The 20,502-nt window shown below is 68.6% G+C and carries 21 protein-coding genes and 2 pseudogenes; 16 read left to right on the plus strand and 7 right to left on the minus strand.

Going from position 1 to position 20,502, the window contains the following annotated elements; genetic code table 11:
* Nucleotides 1-3: 3 nt before the first annotated feature.
* On the minus strand, nt 4-639 hold the full coding sequence (locus ACQPYK_RS44855) for an MFS transporter (protein WP_433246229.1): 636 nt from the start codon (nt 637-639) through the stop codon (nt 4-6).
* Here ACQPYK_RS44855 and ACQPYK_RS44860 point away from each other — a divergent pair.
* From ACQPYK_RS44860 to ACQPYK_RS44885, 6 genes are all read left to right on the plus strand, one after another.
* A complete protein-coding gene (locus tag ACQPYK_RS44860) occupies nt 602-2,146 on the plus strand; it encodes a recombinase family protein (protein WP_433246232.1) in 1,545 nt (514 codons plus the stop codon). The two genes, ACQPYK_RS44855 and ACQPYK_RS44860, sit on opposite strands and share 38 nt — an antisense overlap.
* Before the next feature lie 721 nt (nt 2,147-2,867).
* Entirely contained in the window at nt 2,868-4,289 is a 1,422-nt protein-coding gene (locus tag ACQPYK_RS44865; RefSeq protein ID WP_433246235.1) for a replication initiator, read from the plus strand.
* Between the two features lie 162 nt (nt 4,290-4,451).
* On the plus strand, nt 4,452-4,985 hold the full coding sequence (locus ACQPYK_RS44870; RefSeq protein ID WP_433246238.1) for a flavoprotein: 534 nt from the start codon (nt 4,452-4,454) through the stop codon (nt 4,983-4,985).
* A 4-nt stretch (nt 4,986-4,989) separates the two neighbouring features.
* Nucleotides 4,990-6,204: a helix-turn-helix domain-containing protein gene (locus ACQPYK_RS44875; protein ID WP_433246241.1), complete on the plus strand. Its 1,215-nt coding sequence runs from the start codon at nt 4,990-4,992 to the stop codon at nt 6,202-6,204.
* 242 nt (nt 6,205-6,446) lie between these two features.
* Entirely contained in the window at nt 6,447-6,848 is a 402-nt protein-coding gene (locus ACQPYK_RS44880; RefSeq protein WP_433246244.1) for a hypothetical protein, read from the plus strand.
* Nucleotides 6,845-7,111 (plus strand): hypothetical protein, encoded by a 267-nt coding sequence (locus ACQPYK_RS44885; RefSeq protein ID WP_433246247.1) that lies wholly within the window; start codon nt 6,845-6,847, stop codon nt 7,109-7,111. The genes ACQPYK_RS44880 and ACQPYK_RS44885 overlap by 4 nt, the downstream gene beginning before the upstream one ends.
* 1,012 nt (nt 7,112-8,123) lie before the next feature.
* On the opposite strand, the gene ACQPYK_RS44890 is transcribed toward ACQPYK_RS44885, so the two are convergent.
* Nucleotides 8,124-9,068 carry an MFS transporter gene (locus ACQPYK_RS44890; RefSeq protein ID WP_433246250.1) on the minus strand — a complete coding sequence of 315 codons (945 nt, stop codon included), beginning with the start codon at nt 9,066-9,068 and terminating at the stop codon, nt 8,124-8,126.
* 101 nt (nt 9,069-9,169) lie between these two features.
* On the opposite strand from ACQPYK_RS44890, the gene ACQPYK_RS44895 reads away from it, so the two are divergent.
* Both ACQPYK_RS44895 and ACQPYK_RS44900 read left to right on the plus strand, forming a co-directional pair.
* Nucleotides 9,170-9,505 (plus strand): ArsR/SmtB family transcription factor, encoded by a 336-nt coding sequence (locus ACQPYK_RS44895; RefSeq protein WP_433246253.1) that lies wholly within the window; start codon nt 9,170-9,172, stop codon nt 9,503-9,505.
* A gap of 55 nt (nt 9,506-9,560) precedes the next feature.
* On the plus strand, nt 9,561-10,094 hold the full coding sequence (locus ACQPYK_RS44900) for an NmrA family NAD(P)-binding protein (RefSeq protein ID WP_433246256.1): 534 nt from the start codon (nt 9,561-9,563) through the stop codon (nt 10,092-10,094).
* A 203-nt stretch (nt 10,095-10,297) separates the two neighbouring features.
* Here the strand turns inward: ACQPYK_RS44900 and ACQPYK_RS44905 are convergent, their stop codons facing one another.
* A complete protein-coding gene (locus tag ACQPYK_RS44905; protein ID WP_433246259.1) occupies nt 10,298-10,867 on the minus strand; it encodes a TIGR03086 family metal-binding protein in 570 nt (189 codons plus the stop codon).
* 19 nt (nt 10,868-10,886) lie between these two features.
* Nucleotides 10,887-12,107 carry an alpha/beta hydrolase family protein gene (locus tag ACQPYK_RS44910; RefSeq protein ID WP_433246262.1) on the minus strand — a complete coding sequence of 407 codons (1,221 nt, stop codon included), beginning with the start codon at nt 12,105-12,107 and terminating at the stop codon, nt 10,887-10,889.
* A gap of 94 nt (nt 12,108-12,201) precedes the next feature.
* Between ACQPYK_RS44910 and ACQPYK_RS44915 the strand changes: the two genes are divergently transcribed.
* The 8 genes and pseudogenes from ACQPYK_RS44915 (at nt 12,202) to ACQPYK_RS44950 (ending at nt 16,269) form a co-directional block, all read left to right on the plus strand.
* On the plus strand, nt 12,202-12,795 hold the full coding sequence (locus tag ACQPYK_RS44915; RefSeq protein WP_433246265.1) for a TetR/AcrR family transcriptional regulator: 594 nt from the start codon (nt 12,202-12,204) through the stop codon (nt 12,793-12,795).
* An 86-nt stretch (nt 12,796-12,881) separates the two neighbouring features.
* A pseudogene (locus ACQPYK_RS44920) lies at nt 12,882-13,117 on the plus strand (transposase); the annotation flags it as partial.
* Nucleotides 13,118-13,180: 63 nt separating this feature from the next.
* Nucleotides 13,181-13,459: a transposase gene (locus tag ACQPYK_RS44925; protein WP_433246268.1), complete on the plus strand. Its 279-nt coding sequence runs from the start codon at nt 13,181-13,183 to the stop codon at nt 13,457-13,459.
* Nucleotides 13,460-13,762: 303 nt separating this feature from the next.
* Nucleotides 13,763-14,218 (plus strand): ester cyclase, encoded by a 456-nt coding sequence (locus tag ACQPYK_RS44930; protein WP_433246270.1) that lies wholly within the window; start codon nt 13,763-13,765, stop codon nt 14,216-14,218.
* Nucleotides 14,215-14,817 (plus strand): TetR/AcrR family transcriptional regulator, encoded by a 603-nt coding sequence (locus ACQPYK_RS44935; protein WP_433246273.1) that lies wholly within the window; start codon nt 14,215-14,217, stop codon nt 14,815-14,817. Before ACQPYK_RS44930 ends, ACQPYK_RS44935 begins: the two co-directional genes overlap by 4 nt.
* Complete coding sequence (locus ACQPYK_RS44940) at nt 14,817-15,749, plus strand: oxidoreductase (RefSeq protein WP_433246276.1); 933 nt, start codon at nt 14,817-14,819, stop codon at nt 15,747-15,749. Before ACQPYK_RS44935 ends, ACQPYK_RS44940 begins: the two co-directional genes overlap by 1 nt.
* A 19-nt stretch (nt 15,750-15,768) precedes the next feature.
* Nucleotides 15,769-15,944, plus strand: a pseudogene (locus tag ACQPYK_RS44945) (IS701 family transposase); the annotation flags it as partial.
* Between the two features lie 154 nt (nt 15,945-16,098).
* Nucleotides 16,099-16,269, plus strand: coding sequence for a hypothetical protein (locus ACQPYK_RS44950; protein ID WP_433246279.1), 171 nt, complete (start codon nt 16,099-16,101; stop codon nt 16,267-16,269).
* A gap of 131 nt (nt 16,270-16,400) precedes the next feature.
* Here ACQPYK_RS44950 and ACQPYK_RS44955 read toward each other — a convergent pair whose 3' ends face one another.
* The 3 genes from ACQPYK_RS44955 to ACQPYK_RS44965 form a co-directional block, all read right to left on the minus strand.
* A complete protein-coding gene (locus ACQPYK_RS44955) occupies nt 16,401-18,314 on the minus strand; it encodes a sensor histidine kinase (RefSeq protein WP_433246281.1) in 1,914 nt (637 codons plus the stop codon).
* Nucleotides 18,315-18,375: 61 nt separating this feature from the next.
* Entirely contained in the window at nt 18,376-19,683 is a 1,308-nt protein-coding gene (locus ACQPYK_RS44960) for an amidohydrolase family protein (RefSeq protein WP_433246284.1), read from the minus strand.
* Nucleotides 19,680-20,498: an energy-coupling factor transporter transmembrane component T family protein gene (locus tag ACQPYK_RS44965; RefSeq protein WP_433246287.1), complete on the minus strand. Its 819-nt coding sequence runs from the start codon at nt 20,496-20,498 to the stop codon at nt 19,680-19,682. The genes ACQPYK_RS44960 and ACQPYK_RS44965 overlap by 4 nt, the downstream gene beginning before the upstream one ends.
* Nucleotides 20,499-20,502 lie beyond the last annotated feature (4 nt).

Consider the following 20,502-nt stretch of genomic DNA (forward strand, 5'->3'; position numbering starts at 1 on the left):
TCCTCAGGCGTCCGCGTCCGCGTGCGCGGGTTGGGGGTCTGCGATGCTGCTGCGCCGGAAGGTCAGGGCCACCAGGGCGCTCAGCAGGATACCGGCGGCGGCGACGTAGATCGCGACCCGCAGGCCGGCCGTGATCTCACCGCGCAGGGCGGCACCGGCCAGGCCGGTGGTGTCCCGGGCGGCGAGCGCGACGAGCACGGCCAGGCCGAGAGCGGTTCCGACCTGCAGGGCGGTGGACGCCGTGCCGGAGGCGACCCCCTGCTCCCCGGCGGCGACCCCGGAGGCGGCGGCGATCCACATGCCGGTCCAGGTCAGGCCCTGCCCGAGTCCTCCGACGACGATGCCGGGCAGCACGTGCCAGTAGGAGCCCCCGGCGCTCATGCCCACGGCGAGCAGGACGGTGCCGGCGGTGCCGGCGACGATGCCGGTGAGCAGGGTCAGGCGCATCCCGGCGCGGGTGGCCATCCGCTCGCCGATCTGGGTGCCGGCGGCGATCATCAGCGACGGCACCAGGAAGGCCACCCCGGTCACGAGCGCACTGTAGCCGCGGACAGTCTGGAAGTAGAACCAACTTAGAGGGAGTATCTCAACGGAGGTGTTCATGTTACGTCTGGCAACACTGGCCCCAGACTCACCCATTCCGGTGGTCTCCTACGCCCGGATCTCGGCAGATCTTAAGAAGGACGAACACGGTGTGAGGGATCAGCACCGGATGAACCACGAGACCGCCAAGCGCCAAGGGTGGACGGTCGTGCATGAGTTCACCGACAACGACAAGTCGGCGTCCAAGGTCAACGTGGTGCGCGACGACTTCGAGGCGATGGTCTCGGCGCTGCGGGCGGGACAGCTTGCCGACGGCACCCCTGTTCGCGGAGTGGTGGTCGTGGCCGACGACCGCCTTGCGCGGCGTCCGGGCGACTATGAACGTTTCGTGGAGGCGTTCACGCTGCACGAGGGGTTCGTGTTCGCCGACTACCGGCAGGTCAAGAACCTCTACAGCGAAGACGTGGAGAGCATGGGCCTCTACAGCGTGGTCGGGGCCAGGATCGAGGCAAGGAAGATCGCGCGCCGGATGCGTGACTCACACCGAAACCGTGCCAGCGAGGGCAGGCCGGTGGGCGGTCATCGGCCATTCGGCTGGCAGGCCGATCGGCGGACGCTGGCCCCGGTCGAGAGCCGGATCATTCAGGAGGCGGCACGCGAGTTCATTGGAGGCCGCTCGCTCAACTCCATCGTCGGCCAGTGGCGGAAGTCAGGTGTGCGCACGCCTCGGGGCAATGAGTGGAGCGTCCAGACGCTCCGGGTCATGTTCACCTCTCCTCGGCTGTGCGGATGGCGGCTCTTCCATGGAGAGATCATGCGGGATGCGGATGGCGAACCGATCGTCGGGGAGTGGACGCCGATTCTCACTCAACAGGAGTGGCACGCCGTACAAGCGATCATCAACAGCCGTAGGGGGCGACGCGTCGGGGTGGACGGTGTGCCCCTCGGGCCGTTGCCGCTCCCCGGTGACGCACGCGAAGTCCATTACCTGCTTACCGGATTCCTTCGCTGTGGACGCCCTACCGAGGACGGCGGAATCTGCGGCAAGTCGCTACGGGTGACCACGCCGAAGAACAGCGCCACGCACCGCTACGCGTGTCAGGCGAAAGGCTCGGGTGGCTGTGGCGGAATCAGTCGGCGCGGCGACCTGGTGGACTTCTTCATCTCAGAACTTGTTCTCAATCGGATGGCGAAGAAAGCGGCATTCAACGCTCCTCAGGAATCCATGGAGTGGGCAGGAAGAGATGAGCTGAAAGACGCCATGGAACAGCTCGCTATGCTCCGGGAGCAGTGGCACGCACGGAACATATCCAATCAGAGCTACTTCCACGATCTACCGATCCTGGAAAAGAAGATCAACGGCCTTCGCAGCGAAAAGGCCAAGCATGACGCGGCGGTGAAGCGGCAGGAGGTTGCGGCGGCCATCGACGTCGATGACATCCGGCGGCGCTGGTACCTGCCCGAGGAGGAAGGCGGCCTACCCCTGTCGCAGAAGCGGGCGCACATCCGGGCCGACCTCATCACCGTGATCATCCATTCGGCGGGGCCTGGTAGGCGGGCCTTCGACCCGAACCTACTGGAACCGGTCTGGCGGGAGGAGTAACAGCGAGACGTCTCAGGACGTCCTCGACGATTAGGGAGCTGGCCACCTAGCCTCATGGTGACAGCTTCCTTACTCGTTAATACATGAGATTCATATGCAGCCGTATGCAGTTGGACGCCACTGGACGACAGTGGACCTCTGGAGACACTTATGAGGACGTCCAAGGCTCACCGAGAATGGCGGTGACGGGAACTTTTACCTGTGTTCATTCGTTCTCTTAGTGGTAGAACTGAAGGTACGAAAGAGCTCCGCCGTTCGGGAAGCAGCGAGAAACCAGCAGCGACAGAGAAAGAGCGCAGGACGCCACCGGGCCACATGGCGAAAACCGGCCGTTCCGATGGGGAGACCCGGCCATCGGTAGGTCAGCATCACCGGCAGCGCTCACTGGTTTAACAGTCGCATAAAAACACTCCGAAACTCTCGCTGATAAACGTCATCACACGAACAGTCATGCAATATCAGCATGCCTGGCAATGACGCTTATCGCTTTCCGAACCAAGCGGCGGCTTTCCTGCGAGGAAAGGAGTCGGTTGGTACCTCCTGAACTGGTACCGTACGCCGCGCTTGCCGAGGAGTGGAGCACGCGCATGATCGCTCAGGCCCCTGAGCGTTCCCCCGAGGCATGGCGGCGTGTGGCTGCCATCTACGGCATCGAGTTCTCTCACGAGATCGCCGACGCCCCCGCCCCTGTCTCCTCGGAGGCCGGAAGGGATGCTGCCGCGTGAGCACCGTCCCTCCGTTCTCCTCTGACATCCTGGCCGCCGTACAGCGTGCAGCCATGCCGGACTTCACCCGGTGGCAACGCATGGTGTACGCCACTGGCGGCTGTGCTCAGCCCGTCCGGCTCCACGGCGAACGCATCACCGTGGACGCCGGGACAGGTGAGGTCCTGGACGTCTACCGGACCGCCGACGAACCCACGGGTTTCCTACTGACCGCGTGCGGCAACCGCCGCGCGTCCCGCTGCCTGGCCTGCTCGGCGACGTACAAGGACGACACCTATCACCTGATCATCTCTGGCCTCCGGGGCGGCAAAGGCGTCCCGGAGGATGTGAGCGGCCATCCTCGCGTGTTCGCCACCTTCACCGCTCCGTCCTTCGGCGCGGTCCACGCCCACCGGGAGGGAAAGGACGGCAAGACCCTGCCCTGCCGTCCCCGGCGCGACCTCCCGATCTGCGAGCACGGGCGGCCGGAAGGCTGCGGCGCGCGCCATGACCGCGATGACCCCCAGGTTGGGCAACCTCTCTGTCTGAACTGCTACGACTACCAGGGGGCGGTGCTGTGGAACGCCCACGCGGGCCGGCTCTGGCGGGAGTTCACCAAGGCCATTCCGTCGGTCTTCGCCCGCCTGCTCGGCGTCAGCCGTACTGAGCTACGCCGTACGCTGCGGCTGTCGTACGCCAAGGTCGCCGAGTACCAAGCGCGTGGTCTGGTCCACTTCCATGCGGTGATCCGGCTCGACGGCCCGGAAGGACCGGCCGACCCACCACCGGACTGGGCCACCGTTTCCCTGCTCGACCGCGCGATCCGGCATGCATCCGGCCAGGTCACGATCACCGTCCCGACCGGGCCACCGGACGCCTCTTCCCCGGTCCTGCTGCGCTGGGGTGAACAACTCGACATTCGCCCCGTCTATGTCTCGGCCGACCTGGAAGGGGTGAGCGATCAGCGCGTGGCATCCTACGTAGCCAAGTACGCCACCAAGGGCGCCGAGTCAGCCGGGACAGTCGACCGGCCGATCCACAACATCTGGGACATCACCGGCTTGGACATCACCAAGCACGCCCGCCGCATGATCCTGACCTGTTTCAGCCTGGGTGAACTTCCGCCCTACCGGGACATCCCCTTACGGCAGTGGGCGCACATGCTGGGCTACCGGGGACATTTCTCGACCAAGTCCCGCCGCTACTCCATCACTCTGGGCGCGATGCGCCGGGCACGTGCCGACTACCGGGCCGAGCAAGCACGGATGATCCTCGGCCTTCCTGATCCCGACGACGGCAAGACGCTCACGGTCTCGGAGTGGCGCTACGGAGGAAGCGGTCACCGATACGGCGAACCGTTCTGGGCCGAACTCGCCCGCCAGCGCATCACCACAGCTCGCCGGGTTGCCAGGCAACGGGAACAGCCCGACCTCGGCTGACCGGTGAAAGACGCGTCCCCGTGCTGAGCGGTGCGGCCGGCGGAATGCCGACAGGCACCCGAAGGGCGAGCAAAGCGAGTTCGGCCGGTGGCACTGCGGCTGTTCCCGTCGGCGCTCTACCCTGCCGCATCGGCTACCGGGTCCTGATTAGGATCACGCGGTATGGAGACGCCCGGAGTGCTGTACGTGGTCGCGTGTGCCGCTCCGGCGGCGGCCGACCTCGCCCGCCTGGTGATGCTCGCCCAGAAGGACGGCTGGCAGGTGCACGTGGTCACCACGCCCATGGGCGCCCGCTTCGTCGATGCTGAGGAGTTGGAGCGGATGACCGGGGATCGGGTCCGCAGCACGTACCGCATGCCAGGCGAGCCGAAGGGGCTGCCTCCGGCCGATGCGGTGGTGGTGGCTCCGGCGACGTTCAACACCATCAACAAATGGGCCGGTGGGATGGCGGACACCTTCGCGGTCGGCCTGCTGTGCGAGGTGATGGGGTTCGGCGTCCCCATCGTCGCGGTGCCCCTGCTGAAGGACGCGCTGGCCAAGCATCTGGCCTTCGGCCGGAGCCTGGAGGCGCTGCGGGAGATGGGCGTGCGGGTACTGTTCGATCCTGCCGCGCCGTCACATGCGCGCATGCCATCCTGGGAACAGATCATGCAAGAACTGCGCAGCGTTGTCGGGGGGCGACACTCACAGGGGTGATGGTGTGGATGCCCGTAAGGACATCGGTCAGCGGATCGCTCGGGCACGCCACCGTCGTGGCCTGTCACAGGCCGTCCTCGCCGGGTTGATCGGCCGGTCGGAGAGCTGGTTGAGCCAGGTAGAGCGCGGGCAACGCTCGGTGGACAGCCACAGCGTGATCAGCGCACTGGGTGAGATCCTGGGTCTGGCCGCCGACGACCTCACCACCGCGAAGACAGACGCCATGACGCACTATCAGGCAGCATCCGCCATCCGTCACGCCATGATGGGCTACGACGGCCTGTCCTCCCTGATCGATCCCCGCCGGGCCGAGGGCTCCCCGGAGAGCTTCGTCTGGCTGCGCCACGAGGTCCGCCGGGTGAACCGGCTCTACCAGGCCACCCAGTACGACGAGGTGGGCAGGCGCCTGCCGGGACTCATCGTGGCGACCGAACTCGGCAGCCGTCACGCACCGGTGCACCGGCGCCGGACCTATCAGACGCTCCGCTCACTGACCTACCACTGCGCCACGACCACACTGCGCCGCGTTGGGGAACCCGACCTCGCCTGGCTGGCCGCCGACCGCTCGCTGGCCGCCGCCGAGGAAGCTGAACGGCCGTTGCTCGCCGCCGTGAGCGCTTACCGGCTCGGCTACGTCTTCGTCCGCCTGCGTGAGCCGGACAAGGCACTCCAACTCGTCCTCCGCGCGGCGGATGCCCTACACCGATCCGCCCGTCGTAGTGACCCCCGGTCCTTGTCAATGCTCGGCGCGCTCTACCTGGTGGCGGTCACGTCCGCTGCCGCCCAGTGCGACCAGGCAGCCGTGCGCACTTTCCTTGCGCAAGCCCGGCAGGCCGCCGAACGCCTCGGCGAGGATCGCAACGACTTCTGGACCGCCTTCGGGCTGACCAACGTCACCATTCACGAGGTGTCGGCGGCAGTGGAATCCGGAGACGCGCGCCAAGCCATTACCAAGGCCGAAACGCTCGATGCCGACACCCTGGCTCCCGGACTGGTCGGGCGCCGCGCACAGGTCCATCTGGATCTTGCGCGGGCTTACGCCGTCCAGCGCAAGGACGCCGCGTCGGTGAACATGCTCCTTGCGGCCGAACAGCTCTCTCCCGAACTCGTGCGCTACGGCGGGCGTACCCGCGAACTGCTGACCCAGCTCCTCAAGCGTGAGCACCGTGCCAGCACGCCACAACTCCGGGGCCTGGCCACCCGAGCGGGCATCGCCTGACCCAACGACCCGCACAAAAGTGCGGGTTCTGTGCCCTCACCGCGATACGGGTACGGCCATCGGGCCGAACCTACAGTTCCTCCTGGCGCGCAAACGCCACCCGTAGCACTCGCTGCCAGGAGGGAAGACCAGGTCATGCCAGCACTACGCGCACACAGCGCGAAATCTGACCGCGTGCCACCCCGGATCGACCCACCACTCCCAACGTCGCTTGGATGTACCACTACGACCTTGGGAGACCAGTGACACAGCACGCGGGAACACTGGAATCTCAGAAGGTAATCGATGAGGCGACGGCAGAACGTCACGACCGGGCGCTGGCCGTCGTACAACGACTCCTCGCAGAGCGGGGCATCCATGCCCAGTGCCATCACACGATCAGTCTCGGGCTCTTCGCCAGCCGCACGGATGAGATCACCTGGCCCCACCGGCCCCTCCGATGCTGGCTGGACCGCTACCCGCCCGAGCTGGCCGTCATCGGTCCTCAGGGCGGTCACGATGTCACGGTGACCATAGGGCCGCGTTCCGGCTCCTACCTGGTCTCCCGGCGCAGTGACCTCGACCCGCAGGTCGTCAGGAGCGAGCACCCGGAAAAGGTGGTCGCTCTGATCCTCGCCGCACAGCCGGAGCAAGAGCCCCGGTGAGCGCCGAGTCGTCACACGGCAACGGCGCGGTCACCCTGGCCGAACTGAGGACGCGCCACGGGCGGACCTGGACCATCTCCGACGCGGTCGGGGGCGGCTGGTACGCCGTGCGGCGCGTGGTGGTCTCGGCTCACGGGAGTGCGCATGGCCTGTCCGATGTCCGCTGCGGCGCGACCCTGACCGAGCTGGCGCGCAACCTGGAGGCCGAGACGCGGCTTGAGGGTCAGATCTGGATGCGCGCCCCGTCGCAGCGGGCGTCGTAGCCCATAGACGGGCGTGGCGGCGTGGGATCTGGAGGGACGGCGTCGCCACGCCTGCCAGGAGTCATCCGGGAACTCCTGGTCCCGTTCCTCCCCCGTCCTCGGCGACTGCCGATCTCGCGTCCTGGTTGAAGCTGAGCTCCGTTCTGGCGCGTCCCCACGCGCGCGATGCATCGTTGCCCCCACAGCGTGCATCGGCGGAGACGACGCTGAGCAAGGGATACGAGCACGTCAGGTAGTCGGGGGCGGGGGAGGAGCCACCTGGCATCGCCGGAGAAACCATCGACGGGAGCGGAGCGGCCGGCGCCGATGCGAAGCACCCCGTAGGGGCCGCGAAGCGGTTGGGGCCGGTGGTCGGAGCGGCGAAAGCAAGCAACACCCTCTTACCCATGCCGGACAGTTCATCAGGCGAGAGTGAGCGGCTCGTTTCTCGTGACTTCCTGTGTCCGTCCTGGGGAACCTGCTGGCAGACCACGACAGGCACGCAGTGAATGAGCCGCGCCTACCCCGTTGCCCGGTGGGCCGGGGCTGAGGGACGAAGCGCCGGACCGTCGATCGCCCCCGACCCCATACGGAGATCGGCCACCATCAGGCGATCGTCAGAGCGTCACCCATCGCCTAGATGATCATGGCCGTGGGATGCCCGGTGCTTGTGGACAGGCCGGTGATCGAAGCGGCCTTGGCGGCAGTGCGTCAGTGGTCGGCGCGACGTTCGGCTGCGGCGGGCGGCCTGGTGCGGCGGGCGGCGGGGTCTGACCGTCCGCGTGGCGCGGGCGCGGGCCGGGACCGGCCGCCAGGGCCGCACGCCCGGTCCCGATGTCCGCGCGGCGCGGGCGGGCACGCCCCGCCGTGCGGCGGCGCGGAGCGCTGCCGCCTTGACCCTGTAATGAAACTCGTCGCCGATCATGGTTCGTAGTCTCTGGATGATCACGTTCCCGATGCGGCATCGAGGGCATCGAGACACCACCTACGCACGTCAAAGCCCCTCGGCTCATCTCCTGAGCCTCGGGGCTTCCTAGACCGGGCTGAAACTGCATCTCGTTAAAAGCTTGCCTAGAGGCATGTTCTTCAAGTAGAGCGTCAGAAAGTACGGCAGGGCGCTGAAGGTGGCGCCGAAGATCAGGGTGATGGCCATCGCCCTGCTCAGACTGCGGTTGCCCAGCAGGCGCAGCGGCATGAGGGGGTCGCTGCTGCGGGCCTCGATGGCGAGGAAGGCCGCGAGCAGCGCGGTGGCGAGGGCGAAGCTCGCCAGGATGACCGGTGAGGTCCAGCCGGACTCGGGCCCCTGGATGAGCGCGAAGGCGAGCAGGGTCACCCCGGCGGTGGCGGTGACCGCGCCGGGCAGGTCGAAGCTGCGGCCTCGCTGCCGGGCGCCGTCCGCGGGGATGAACGCGAAGGCGAGCAGCGCGGCGCCGCCGGCGAGCGGGACGTTGACGTAGAACACCGCTTCCCAGCCGAAGGCGTCGGTGAGCAGGCCGCCCAGCAGTGAGCCCAGGCACAGGCCGCTGGCCCCGGCGCCGCTCCAGATCGCCAGCGCCCGGTTCCGTTCGGCCCCCTCTGCGAACAGGGTGTTGACCAGCGACAGGGTGGCGGGGAAGAGCAGTGCCCCGCCGAGTCCCTGCACCGCGCGGGCGGCGATCAACAGCCCGGCGTTCTCGGCGAGCCCGCCGACCAGCGAGGAGAGCGCGTACAGCAGCAGGGCCACGACGAACAGGCGCCGGCGGCCGAGCAGGTCGGCCGCCCGCCCGCCGAGCAGCAGGAAGCCTCCGTAGGTGACCGCGTACGCGCTGGTCACCCACTGGAGCGTGTGGGCCGAGAAGCCGAGGTCCCGGCCGATCTCGGGGAGGGCGACGAAGACGATGTTGAAGTCGAGCGCGGTGATGAGCTGGGCGAAGGCCAGCAGGGCCAGGGTCCGGCCGAGATGGCGGCGCCGGGGCGGGGCGAGGGAGGGAGACGACATGATTCCTCAATTGTTCGGAAAACACGAACAGTTGGACTGTTCGGCATACTCGTACAATTGAGGGTGGCGCGTCAAGTTCGTGTTTTCCGTACAATCGCCCTATGACCGCTCTTCACCCGGCCCGTGAGCAGTTCCAGCTCGAAGAGGTGCTGGCCGCGCTCGGCCATCCGATCCGGGCGTCGATCGTGCGGAAGCTCTCCTCCTCGGGCAAGGAGACGTTCTGCGGCGAGATCGTCCCCGGCGTGCCGAAATCGACCCTCACCCACCACTGGCGGGTGCTGCGCGAGAGCGGCGTCATCCGGCAGCGCCCCTCCGGCCGCAAGCTCTACATCACCCTGCGCCGCGACGACCTCGACGCCCGATTCCCCGGACTGCTCGACCTGCTGCTGTCGGAGGAGTCCTTCGGCCGGGCCGCCGACCAGGTCACCGCCGTCTGAGGCGCTCCCCGCGAGACATCCCCACCCCACACGGCTCAGGGCTGTGCACCATCCGATGGATCGCGATCCGATCGCCCTGCAGCACCGGGCCGTAGAGACGGCGGTGGAGGACTCGGGACTGGACTGGACGTTCATCCGGCCTGGCATGTTCGCAACGAACGCGTTGTGGTGGTGGCGGGAGCCGATTCGCGGCAAGGGCGTGGTGCGCCTGCCGTATCCGGAGTCGCAGACGGCTCCCGTCCACGAGAAGGACCTCGCGGCGCTCGCGGTGACCACCCTGCGGCAGCCGGGGCACGAACGGCGGGCCTACACCGTGTACGGACCGGAGTCGCTCACGTTGCGGCAGCAGGTCGAGCACATCGCGAAGGCTATCGGCCGCCCGATCCCGATCAACGTGATCTCGGTCACGGAAGCACGGGAGGAACTGGGACGTACGATGCCGCCAGTCGGCGTCGAGGTGATCGTAAAGCAGTGGACGGCCCGTAACGGCACGCCGGCACAGACCTCGACTCTGGTGGAGAAGATAACGGGACGTGCCGCGCGCAGGTTCGCCGAATGGGCGATCGATCATGCTGGTGACTTCAGTTGAGCGAGTGACTGCATTCTGAAGGGCGTCGGCCGGTCACCTCGCGCCTTGGCGGCAGGTCCGGCTTGCTCAGCCCTGTGCCGTGACCGTCAACTGACGCAGGACACGACACCGATCCAGAACCGCCTGCGGCCCGCCACCACGCGGCTGGTTCATCCAGCCGACAGCCGACCTTTCGGTCTGTCCTTCCTGACCTCCCGATAGGCTCACTGCGGGGAGAGATCGCGGCCGAGGAAGGCGAGCAGTCGCCAGTGTGCGGGAGCGTCCGCGGGCGTCCCGACCTCGGGGCCGAACATGCCGGGGCGGCGGAAGGCGCCGAAGTCCATAGCACGCATGATCGTGAGCAGTTCCTCGCACACCCGTTCGTCCACGAGTGTCTCCTGCCCGGTGGCAATCGCCAGGTCCACGCCGTGCACGAGAACCTCGGTCAGGTGGATCAGCGCCGCCACCGGCCCGGGGACCGCGCCGAAACCCAAATGCACGGTCGTCTGGAGAGCGCCTGCACGGTGCCACGCTGCGCGATCCAGGTCGGCGGCGGCGGCGAAGGCGTCCTGCGGGCCGGTGCCCAGCCAGTCGTCCTCGTGATCAGCCCCGGCGTCGGTGCCGCCGAGCTCGGCGGCGAAGATTCGCATACCGCCCACCAGGTGGTTAAGTTCCGCGTGCACGTCCCACCCTTGGCACGGCGTGGGGGTCCGGAGCCGATCGTCGGTGAGGTTTCTGACGATGGCGGCCGTCATGTCGAGGGCCCGGTCGATCTGGTCGATCACGCTGGTCATGTCGTTCCTCCAACCGTTGTCAGGCCTGCTCGGCCATGACGTCGTCAAGCCAGTCGTACACGCGGGCATAGGCCAGGCGCTGGGCGCCCGCCTGGCAGTGGGCCTCGGCTCCCTGCTCGGCGGTGAACTCCAGCAGCGTCTTGGGACAGGTCAGGTGCTCATACAGCAGTTCGGGCTGACCGTGGAAGAAGCCGTCGTCGGCGCCGGCGCAGACCAGGGTGGGGCAGGTGATCTTTTCGGCGATGCCGTCGCGCAGGTGGTAGTCGAGATAGGCGGCGCCGAAGGCGCGCGGGGTGTCGACGCCCATGGCGTACATGCCGTGGTGGATGGCCCAGTGCAGCATGGGGCTGGCGGCCATGGCCGTCTCCATGGCGGCGTCGAGTTCGGGGTCGTGGTCGGCGCGCAACCGTCGTTCGGCCTCGGCGCGGTCGAGGGGTATGGAGCTGGTGGAGATGTCGCCCAGGTCGTAGACGCCGTCGAGGGCGATGAGGGCGGCCAGGCGGTGGTCGAATGCCGCGGCGCGTGGCGCGAGCAGGCCGCCCATGCTGTTGCCCAGCAGGGCGATCCGGGCAGGGTCCACTTCAGGACGGGCAAAGGCGTGATCCAGGACGGGGCCGACCACGTTCTCCCAGTCGGGGCGGAAGGTCAGGCCCTGGTGGTGGCGGGTGCCCGGCTGGCCGGGGCCGTCGAAGGTCAGCACGGTGTAGCCGCGTTCGACGGCTGCGGCGGCGCCGAAGAAGTGCATCTCCTCGACGGTGCCGTCGAAGCCGTTGAACATGATCACGGTCGGCCGGGCGGTACCGGAGTCGTCGACCCGGTAGAGATAGCCGGGCAGGACGGTACCTTCGTAGGGGATCTCCACCGGCTCGATGGCCGGGGTGAACAGCGCGGCGGCCTGGTGGAAGCAGGCGACCGAGGCGTCATAGGCGTGCTGGATACGCGGGTCGGCGGCGTCGCCGTGCAGGAAGAACTCGGCGTTGCGGTAGTAGTTCGAGGCGCGCAGGAAGGCGTCCCGGGCGCTGATCCGGTGCCCATCCGCCAGGGACGCCCGTCCCTCGGCCGCCACCCGGTCGGCCGTGGCGAGCCACTCGTCGTGCCAGCTGTCGTAGTCCCCCTCGGTGATCCGCTGGCAGGTGACCGCGGCCTCACCGAAGTCAGCGCCGCCATAGGCGATGTGCCCGAAGGTCCGCAGTGTCTCGAACCAGAACTGGGGGTTATGCGGGAAGAACAGGGGTTCCATTTCCACTCCTAAAGCAGTCATAAACTGCGTTTAGCGGGGACTTTAGAACCACGGGAGCGGCAAACGCAAGTCATGACTGCGTTAAGGTAGGGGCGTGGAGAGCGAACGACAGCGGGCCCGCCGGCCCGGTGGCCGCAGCGTCCGCGTCCGCGCGATGGCGCATCAGGCGGTCACCGACCCGGTCGGCGAACGCGGATATGGGAACTTCACCGTCGGCGATGTCGCCGCCCGCACAGGCGTGGCCGACACGAGCATCTACCGCCGCTGGGGCACCCTCGAAACCCTGCTCATGGACGTGGCCGTCACCTGGCTCACCACCACGTCCCCGATCCCCGACACCGGCAGCCTGGACGGCGACCTGCGCACCTACGCCGCCAATGTGGCCCGCGACATCACCGGACCCGATGGGCTGGCGGTACTACGCCTGGTCATCGCCCTGTCCACGGCAGGACAACAGGGCCTGCATGCGCGCGATGCGTTCCTCGCCGAGCGCGCCCGCCAGCTACAGGTCATGCTGGACCGCGCCGGCGACCGAGGCGAACACCCACCAGACGGCCTGGAGATCCTCGACCACGTCCTGGCCCCGATGTATATACGCATCCTGTTCGGAGCCGGCCCGCTCACCACGGCCTATGTCGGCGGGCTGGTCGACCGCCTGCCGGCCCCCTCTTCAGTGCCCCGACCATGAGGTGAGCCGAAGCGGGCCTACGCTCCCGCACACAGCGACGCAAGCACAGTGACCGATCGGGGCTTCGTGAGGCGAACGGCGCCGAGGTGTTCTCCGGTTTCGCCCGCGCTGATCAACGGCGGTGGGGTCAGCTGTATGTACGCGGCCTGCTGACCGACGGGCGCCGCAAGTCGATGGAACCGATGGCAACCCGGCTGGGCATCGACCGTCAAGGGGTGCAGCAGTTCCTCACCGACGCGCCCTGGTCGCATCAGCTGGTGCCGGCCGAGCCGGCCTGGCGGATGGAAGAGGCGACTCACCCGGCCGCCTGGGTGATCGACGAGGTGTCGTTGAAGCGGTCACGGCACGCAGGCGCCGGGCCTACCTCCCCGGCGATATCGGGCATATGCCGAAGTCGCGGCCGGCCATCAGCACGATCGACGAGCTGGAAAGCTGGGGACTGGATGCCCCGCTGGTGGTCGCCGATGAAGGCTACGGCCAAGACGGTGCCTTCCGGCTGGCGCCGGCCGAGCCGGATATCCCGTACGTGGTGGGGATACGCTCCGATACCGCGCCGCCGGCAGCCGATGCCCGTCGCACCGCCATGCCGTACGGCGGGACCGGCCGGCGGCCGGCCCGGCGAGCGGCCGGGGCACCTGAGCTGGCGTGCAGAGCCCCCGCGTGAGCAGGCGTTCTCTGTCAGGGCGACACTCGGCACCGGACCGAGGCGCCCTCCGCCGAGCCCGGCCCGCGCCTCCTCGGCTTCACCGCTGCTTCAACGAAAAGGGAGAAGCTTCACCGATCCCGAGATCCCCTCAACCACCAGGCCGACATGCTCTATATGGAAAGCGCCCCGGTCCTGAGGCTGGATGACCTGGAGAGACGCTCGGGAACCCAGGGCTCATTTCTTACGGCACCGCATCTCACTCATTTTGGTTACATCGTACACTTCGTGTACAGTGTAACCACTAGCTGATCGGAGAATCTGATGCCCCAGGACACTGTTGCGCACGCGTTCGCCGCGTTGATGAACGGTCACGACCCCAACGCCGTGGACGGTTTCGTGGCCCAGGACTACGTCAATCACAACCCCTATGTCGAGGACGGCCGGGAGGCTAACCGAGCCTTCTGGACCCGCTGGTTCGCCGCCTTCCCGGACACCCGAGTGACCCTCGAGGACGTCCTGGTCGACGGCGACCGCGTGGTCGGCAGGTTCACCTACCGAGCCACCCACCTCGGGTCGCTGCTCGGCGAGGAGCCCACCGGCCGCGAGGTGGAGATGCGGTCACTGGACATCTGGCGGGTGCGAGACGGCATGGCGGTCGAGCACTGGGACGAGCTCAACACCGTCGAATTCTTCACCCAGCTGGGCCTGCTCGCGCCTATGAGCATGCCCGGTGGCGCACCCGACAGCGCGCAGAGCCAGGACGGCACCCCTGTATGACACTCTCTCCACGGGAGCCTGAGCGTTCCCGGTCCCAGCAGCGCCGGGACCGGGAACGCGCCGAAACGCGGACCGCGATCCTGCAAGCCGCCCGCGAACTGGCCCGCACCGAGGGCTGGGACTCGGTGAGCATGCGCCGCCTGGCCGAGCGGATCGGCTACTCGACCAACTACGCCTACCGCTACTTCAAGGGCCGCGACGACATCCTGCTGGCCTTCGTCAAGGACGGTTTCGTCCAACTCGCCGACACCATGCGGGCGGCCGGCGCGTCAGTGCACACCGCGGCAGCCGCCTACCTGGACTTCGCGCTCGACGAGCCCGACCTCTACCAGGTGATGTACGGCCTCGGCGGAGTCCACATACCCGCCGCCGACACCGTCACCGAGGGCGATGCGGTCGGCGCCGTGATCGCCAGCGCCCTCGGCACCACCGATCCCAACGACGACCGCATCGCCAGAATCTGGGCCACCGGGCACGGCCTCGCCGCCCTGCACGCTATCGGCAAACTCCCCATCGACCGCGCGCACCTGCACCGGCTGCTCGCAGCGAGCGTCGACGACCTGCTCCGAACTCCACAACAACCGCAAGGAGGCGCCTGATGACCACGGCACTCGCCATCAGCGACCGATGGACGGCCGAAAAGATCCCGGACCAGACCGGCCGCACGATCATCGTGACCGGTGCCAACAGCGGCCTGGGCTACGTCACCGCGCGTGAACTCGCCCGCCACGGCGCGCGTGTCATACTCACCGCACGAAACCCGGCCAAGGGAAGGGCCGCACTAGACAGGCTTCGTGACGAGCAGACCGACTCCACCGTCGAGCTGCGCTCCCTGGACCTGGCCGACCTGGATTCGGTCCACGCGTTCGCCGACGGCCTCGCCACTCCGGTAGACGTACTGATCAACAACGCGGGGATCATGATGCCGCCGCGCTCCCTCACCAAGCAGGGGTTCGAGTCCCAGTTCGGTACCAACCACCTCGGTCACTTCGCACTGACTGGGCTGCTGCTGGACCGGCTGCGGACTGGACGCGACCCACGCGTGGTGACCGTCACGTCCACCCTGCACAAGAACGGATCCATCCACTTCGACGACCCCAACGGAGAACGTTTGTACTCACCGCGGGGGTTCTACGCCCAGTCCAAGTATGCCAACGTCCTGTTCGGCTTGGAGCTGGACCGGCGGCTTCGTGCGAGCGGCAGCCCCGTGCAAAGCCTGCTGGCCCATCCCGGCTACTCGGCCACAAACCTCCAGTCCTCCGGACCGACCGGCCTGCTCAACCTGATCCTCAAGATCACCAACCGGCTTATCGCTCAGGACGTCGAGATGGGCGCGCTCAACCAGCTCTACGCGGCCGTCGATCCGCACGCACAGAGCGGCCAGTTCATCGGACCCGACGGACGCAACGAGTCCAAGGGCCACCCCACGCTCGTGCAGCCGACCGAATCCGCCAAGAACCCTGAGACCGCTCGCCGCCTCTGGGACCTGTCGGAGCAACTCACGGGGGTCCGCTACGACTTCGCCTGCTGAAACTGCGCGACATCCGGCAAAGTGGCCTACCGGCGTTCAGGCGCCCACCGAGTACTGGCTGAGTAGTTGAGCGCCGGCATCCCGCTGCAGCGCCTGGTCGGCCGGGCCAAGGTGCGCCGACGCATCGAGCACGACTACCGGGAGATGAAGCACGGTCTGGGCCTGGGCCACTTCGAGGGCCGCACCTGGCGAGGCCGGGCATCATCACGCCACCGCGACATACCCGCCGCAGCACGGCCAGAACACCACCCACCCGAACCAACCTAACGAAGTACTACTAGAGCTGGGTTCCTGAATGGGGGTGTGGATACCAGCCGAGCTGGGGGGGATGATGGCCCCAGGGGCCATCATGCCGAAACTACTGTACGCGCGCCCGCCGTTGGACGCCGACGAGGAACGCAAGATCCGTAAACTGGCCGGAGCGCGGCACACCCCGGCCGATTGGATCGTGCGGGCGCAGATGATCGTATTGAGCTGGCAGGGCCTGCGGACCAGTGCAATCGCCGCCAAGCTGGGCTGACACATACAGACGGTGCGCGAGCGGATCGACCGGTTCAACACCGTGGCCAAAGCAGTCGCGGAGGCAGCACAAGATCATGCTGCCCGATCAGGTCGCCACTTCGAAGACGGGTCTTCCAGGCGCCGCGCCGGCTATTCGAGAGCTCGTACGGCCGGCGCCTCCTGCGTCTCCGACTCGGCGAGCACCGTCTGCGGGATGAGCACGACGGCCGTGGTGCCGCCGAAGGGCGAGCGGCTCAGGGTGACCTTGATGCCGTGCCGGGCGGCGAGCTGGCTCACCACGAACAGGCCGAGCTGTTCGCTGTCGGCCACGTCGAACTCGGGCGGGCTGGCGAGACGCTCGTTGATCCCCGCGCGCTCCGTGTCCGGCATGCCGAGGCCCCGGTCCTCGATCTCGATCACGAAGCCCCGTCCGACGATCTCCCCTCGGACGTGCACCGGGGTGTTCGGCGGCGAGAAGACGGTCGCGTTCTCCAGCAGTTCGGCCAGCAGGTGGGTGACGTCGGCGGTGGCCGAGCCGGTCAGCCTGGCGTGCGGCAGGGGCGGCACGACGATCCGCCGGTAGTCCTCGACCTCGGCCACGGCGCCCCGGACCACGTCCATGAGGGAGACGGGGGTGCGCCAGCTGCGGCCGGCCGTGGCGCCGGAGAGGATGACCAGGCCCTCCGACTGCCGCCGCATGCGGGTGGTGAGGTGGTCGAGCCGGTAAAGGTCCTCCAGCGCCTCAGGATCGGCGGTCTTGCGCTGCATCGCGTCGAGCTGGACGAGCTGGCGGTGGACCAGCGACTGGTTGCGCCGGGCCAGGTTGCGGAAGACCCGGTTGAACCCCTGGCGGAGCCGGGCCTCGCCCACGGCCGCCTCGACGGCCGTGCGCTGGACGGTGGAGAACGCCCGGCCGACGTCGGTGATCTCCAGGGTGGTGCCGGTCGTGGGGATGGACGGCGCCTCGGTCTCCACGTTCACCGACTCGCCCTTGCGCAGTCGTTCGACGACCTGCGGCAGCCGGGTCTCGGCCAGGTCGAGGGCCGCCCGGCGCAGGTTGCCCAGCTCCTCCGCGAGGATTCGGCCGAGCCTGGCGGACAGGATCACCGCGCCGAAGATCGCGGCGAGGCCGAGACCACCGGCGAGGACGATCTTCAGGATGATGCCGCCCGCGGCGGCGTCGGTGCGCTCGTTCAGCAGCTCCGCCCGGCTGACCAGGAGGCGGTCGACGGTCGTGTAGAAGGTGTCGGCGAGCGGCTGCCAGGCTCCCCGGTCCCGGGGCAGCGTCGATCGGTCGACGACCTCCAGCTCCAGGGTGACCAGCGCCCGGTAGCTGGGAGAGGCGATGAGCGAGCTGAAGGGGGCGCGCAGCTCGTCGTCCAGCGTGGCGACGCCCTCGGTGAGCAGCAGCCGCCGGTTCGGCGCGAGCACCTCGATCGCCTCGTACTCGCCGTGGGTCAGGTTGCCCGCCAGGGTGGCGGCGGAGATCAGCGCGTCCTCTCTGGACAGCAGGTCATGGGCGTGCGAGATCCGCTGGAGGCCGACGGCCTGCTGGTAGAGCCCGATCTCCGAGACGGTGACGATCCGGTCCTGGAGGCGGTAGACCGCGTCGGTGATGCGGCTGAACTCCTGGATGATCTGGAGCCGGTTGGCCGTGCGCCCGTCGACCTCCCGGCGGACGGCTCGCAGTTTCTCCGCCTCGCCGAGGATCGCCTTGATCGCCGTGCTCAACTCCGGGCCGGTGACCGTCGTGGCCTCCAGCGAGGTGGCCCGCTGCCGGAAGGTGCTGACCGCCTTGTCGGTCAGGTCCCGGACCTTGGCCAGTTCGTCGGGCTGGGAGGTGCGCTTGCCCAGCGCGATGGCCGAGCGCTTGCGCTCGTTCTGCACCTCGGTGGCCAGTGCGGAGGCGGGCGCCGACACCTGCTCGTACAGCGTGGTGGCCTGGCGCAGCTCGAAGAAATCTCCGACGACGTAGCCGGTGACGAACGTCCACAGTGCGATGAGCGCCACGATGGGGATGCTGAGCAGCGCGTACAGCTTGAAGCGAATGGTCCGGGATGCCATGGACTCCGTGCCTGCAATATCGATGTCCGCAATACCGACAAATAGCGCGAAAGATCGGAGGTTAACACCTAACGGCGGCTGCTGTCCGCTGATCCCACATCATCTCGCCCGCGACGACCGTCGCGACGCAGCGCCCCGGCCCCTCCTCGATCAAGGTCCGGTACGGCCGCGCCCCGGGAGAGACGTCGAAGACCGCGAAGTCGGCCGGCCCGCCGGGGGCCAGTCCACCCGCCACGCCCAGCGCGCGGGCTCCGCCGAGCGTCGCGGCCTCCACCAGGCGCCGGTCCAGGTCGGCGGCCCGGTAGCCCTGCCGTACCGCGAGATCGCGCAGCGCCGCCACGTCCTCCAGCAGGTCCAGCGACGGCGAGGAGGACAGGGAGTCAGTGCCGACCGCGATGGGATTGCCCTCGGTGAGCAGCGCGGCCACGTCCGGGCCCCGCGTGCCGACCGTCCGGTTGGAGCGGGGGCAGAGCGCGACGACGGTGCCCCTCGCGCGCAGCAGGGCGCGGTCGTCGGCGTCGAGGTGGACGCCGTGCGCGACGTGGCATCGCGGCCCGAGCACGCCGAGCTCGTCCAGGAACGCGGTGGGCCCGAGCCCGGTGCCGCCCTCGCGCAGGACCGCGAAGTCGAAGCCCAGCTCCCTGACCATCAGGGCCAGTGGTCCGGTGCCGGAGACCGTGTACTCGCGCTCGTGCTCGCCCTCGGCGAGGTGGATGTGCAGGCGCGCCCCCCGGGAGCGGGCCAGCGCGGTCACGTCCCGCAGCGTCCCGGTGTCGAGCGTGTACGGCGCGTGCGGGGAGATCCCCATGGGCACCTCCGCCGCGTCGAGCATGGCGGCGAACCGCTCCCGCCCCGACCCCGCCCAGCTCGCGTCGTTGTCGCCGAGCGTCTCCAGGTACGGCAGGCCGCCCAGTCCGGCCGCCCGCAGCGCGCCGGCCGCCGGCAGGTCGGTGACGACGTCGGCGGCCGAGGTGGTCCCGGAGCGCAGCGCCTGCCGGGCACCGTCGAGGGCGCTGGCCGCCCAGTCGATCGGGGTGCCGAAGTAGACCTCGTCGAAGGCCGTGGACCACTCCTCGAAGGAGGCGTGGGTGCGCTGTCCCACCTCGGCCATGTGCGTGTACTGCAGGTGGGTGTGGGCGTTGACCAGTCCGGCGACGATCACCCCGTCCCAGCGGGTCTCCTCGCGCTCCGGCCACGAGGCCAGGATCCCGGCGCGCGGGCCGAGCGCGACGATCCGGCCCCGCCGTACGACCAGGGCACCGTCGTGGACGGGGGGCGCGCTGACCGGCAGGACCAGCGGAGCGGAGTGGATCACGACGTCCGCCTCCCACCGGGCCGGCCGGGCGATCCGCGCGGCGCGGCCGGTCACGGCGCCCACACCTCGCCGAACGGCCCGAAGAACTTGGCGGCGGTCATCGCCGCGGCGAGCGCCAGGAAGGCGCCCATGACCAGGTAGTCGGTGCGCTCGAAGCCGAGCTCGCGCATCCAGGTGCGGTGCTTGGCGCCGAAGCCGCGCAGGTCCATGGCGTTGGCGGTGTCCTCGGCGTCGATCAGCGCGTTCACCGTCACCGGGACGACCACGGGCCTCAGCGAGGCGAGCTTCCTGACCGGGTTGCGGCTGCGGCTGTGCTCGTAGCCGCGAACCCGCTGGGCGTCGACGGTCTCGCGCATCGCGGCGACCGTGGACGGCAGGAACCGGAACGTCAGGTCCACGCCGTAGGCCAGCCGCTGGGACAGGCGCAGACGGGCGAGGGCGACGCCGAGATCGGCCGGGGCGATGGCGAAGGCCACCGGGAAGCTGACCATGGCCAGGGAGACGTAGCGGACCAGCAGGGTCAGCGCGTACGACAGCGTGGCCCAGGTGACCTCCGTCCCGGCGAGCGGAACGGTGAACAGCGTCTCCCCGGCCCCCGAGCGGGTGTCCGCCGCGGTGAAGACGCTGTTGACCGTCACCAGCAGGGTGGTGAAGACCAGCATGAAGACCCAGTTCGCCCTGACCTCACGCCACGGGATGCCCGCGGCGCGGTAGTACACCAGGGCGACCACGGCGCACCCGAGCATGCCGCGAAGGTCGGCGACCTTCGTCACCGCCACGAAGTAGAGCACGGGGACCAGCAGGAGCACGCGCGGGTCACGTCGCGCGAGGAAGGAACCCGCGCCCAGATAGCGTGGCGTGACGTCCATCGGC

Origin of the sequence: Streptosporangium sp. CA-135522 (assembly GCF_050949235.1) — a bacterium.
Classification (GTDB): domain Bacteria; phylum Actinomycetota; class Actinomycetes; order Streptosporangiales; family Streptosporangiaceae; genus Streptosporangium.

Excerpts from the sequence above, each read along its gene's own strand:
- ACQPYK_RS44935 (WP_433246273.1), top strand. The coding sequence starts at position 14,215 with ATGACACTCTCTCCACGGGAGCCTGAGCGTTCCCGGTCCCAGCAGCGC.
- ACQPYK_RS44950 (WP_433246279.1), top strand. The coding sequence starts at position 16,099 with ATGCCGAAACTACTGTACGCGCGCCCGCCGTTGGACGCCGACGAGGAA.
- ACQPYK_RS44925 (WP_433246268.1), top strand. The coding sequence starts at position 13,181 with ATGCCGAAGTCGCGGCCGGCCATCAGCACGATCGACGAGCTGGAAAGC.
- ACQPYK_RS44900 (WP_433246256.1), top strand. The coding sequence starts at position 9,561 with ATGGATCGCGATCCGATCGCCCTGCAGCACCGGGCCGTAGAGACGGCG.
- ACQPYK_RS44965 (WP_433246287.1), bottom strand. The coding sequence starts at position 20,498 with ATGGACGTCACGCCACGCTATCTGGGCGCGGGTTCCTTCCTCGCGCGA.
- ACQPYK_RS44860 (WP_433246232.1), top strand. The coding sequence starts at position 602 with ATGTTACGTCTGGCAACACTGGCCCCAGACTCACCCATTCCGGTGGTC.
- ACQPYK_RS44940 (WP_433246276.1), top strand. The coding sequence starts at position 14,817 with ATGACCACGGCACTCGCCATCAGCGACCGATGGACGGCCGAAAAGATC.
- ACQPYK_RS44910 (WP_433246262.1), bottom strand. The coding sequence starts at position 12,107 with ATGGAACCCCTGTTCTTCCCGCATAACCCCCAGTTCTGGTTCGAGACA.
- ACQPYK_RS44930 (WP_433246270.1), top strand. The coding sequence starts at position 13,763 with ATGCCCCAGGACACTGTTGCGCACGCGTTCGCCGCGTTGATGAACGGT.
- ACQPYK_RS44905 (WP_433246259.1), bottom strand. The coding sequence starts at position 10,867 with ATGACCAGCGTGATCGACCAGATCGACCGGGCCCTCGACATGACGGCC.
- ACQPYK_RS44895 (WP_433246253.1), top strand. The coding sequence starts at position 9,170 with ATGACCGCTCTTCACCCGGCCCGTGAGCAGTTCCAGCTCGAAGAGGTG.
- ACQPYK_RS44955 (WP_433246281.1), bottom strand. The coding sequence starts at position 18,314 with ATGGCATCCCGGACCATTCGCTTCAAGCTGTACGCGCTGCTCAGCATC.
- ACQPYK_RS44890 (WP_433246250.1), bottom strand. The coding sequence starts at position 9,068 with ATGTCGTCTCCCTCCCTCGCCCCGCCCCGGCGCCGCCATCTCGGCCGG.
- ACQPYK_RS44870 (WP_433246238.1), top strand. The coding sequence starts at position 4,452 with ATGGAGACGCCCGGAGTGCTGTACGTGGTCGCGTGTGCCGCTCCGGCG.
- ACQPYK_RS44855 (WP_433246229.1), bottom strand. The coding sequence starts at position 639 with ATGGGTGAGTCTGGGGCCAGTGTTGCCAGACGTAACATGAACACCTCC.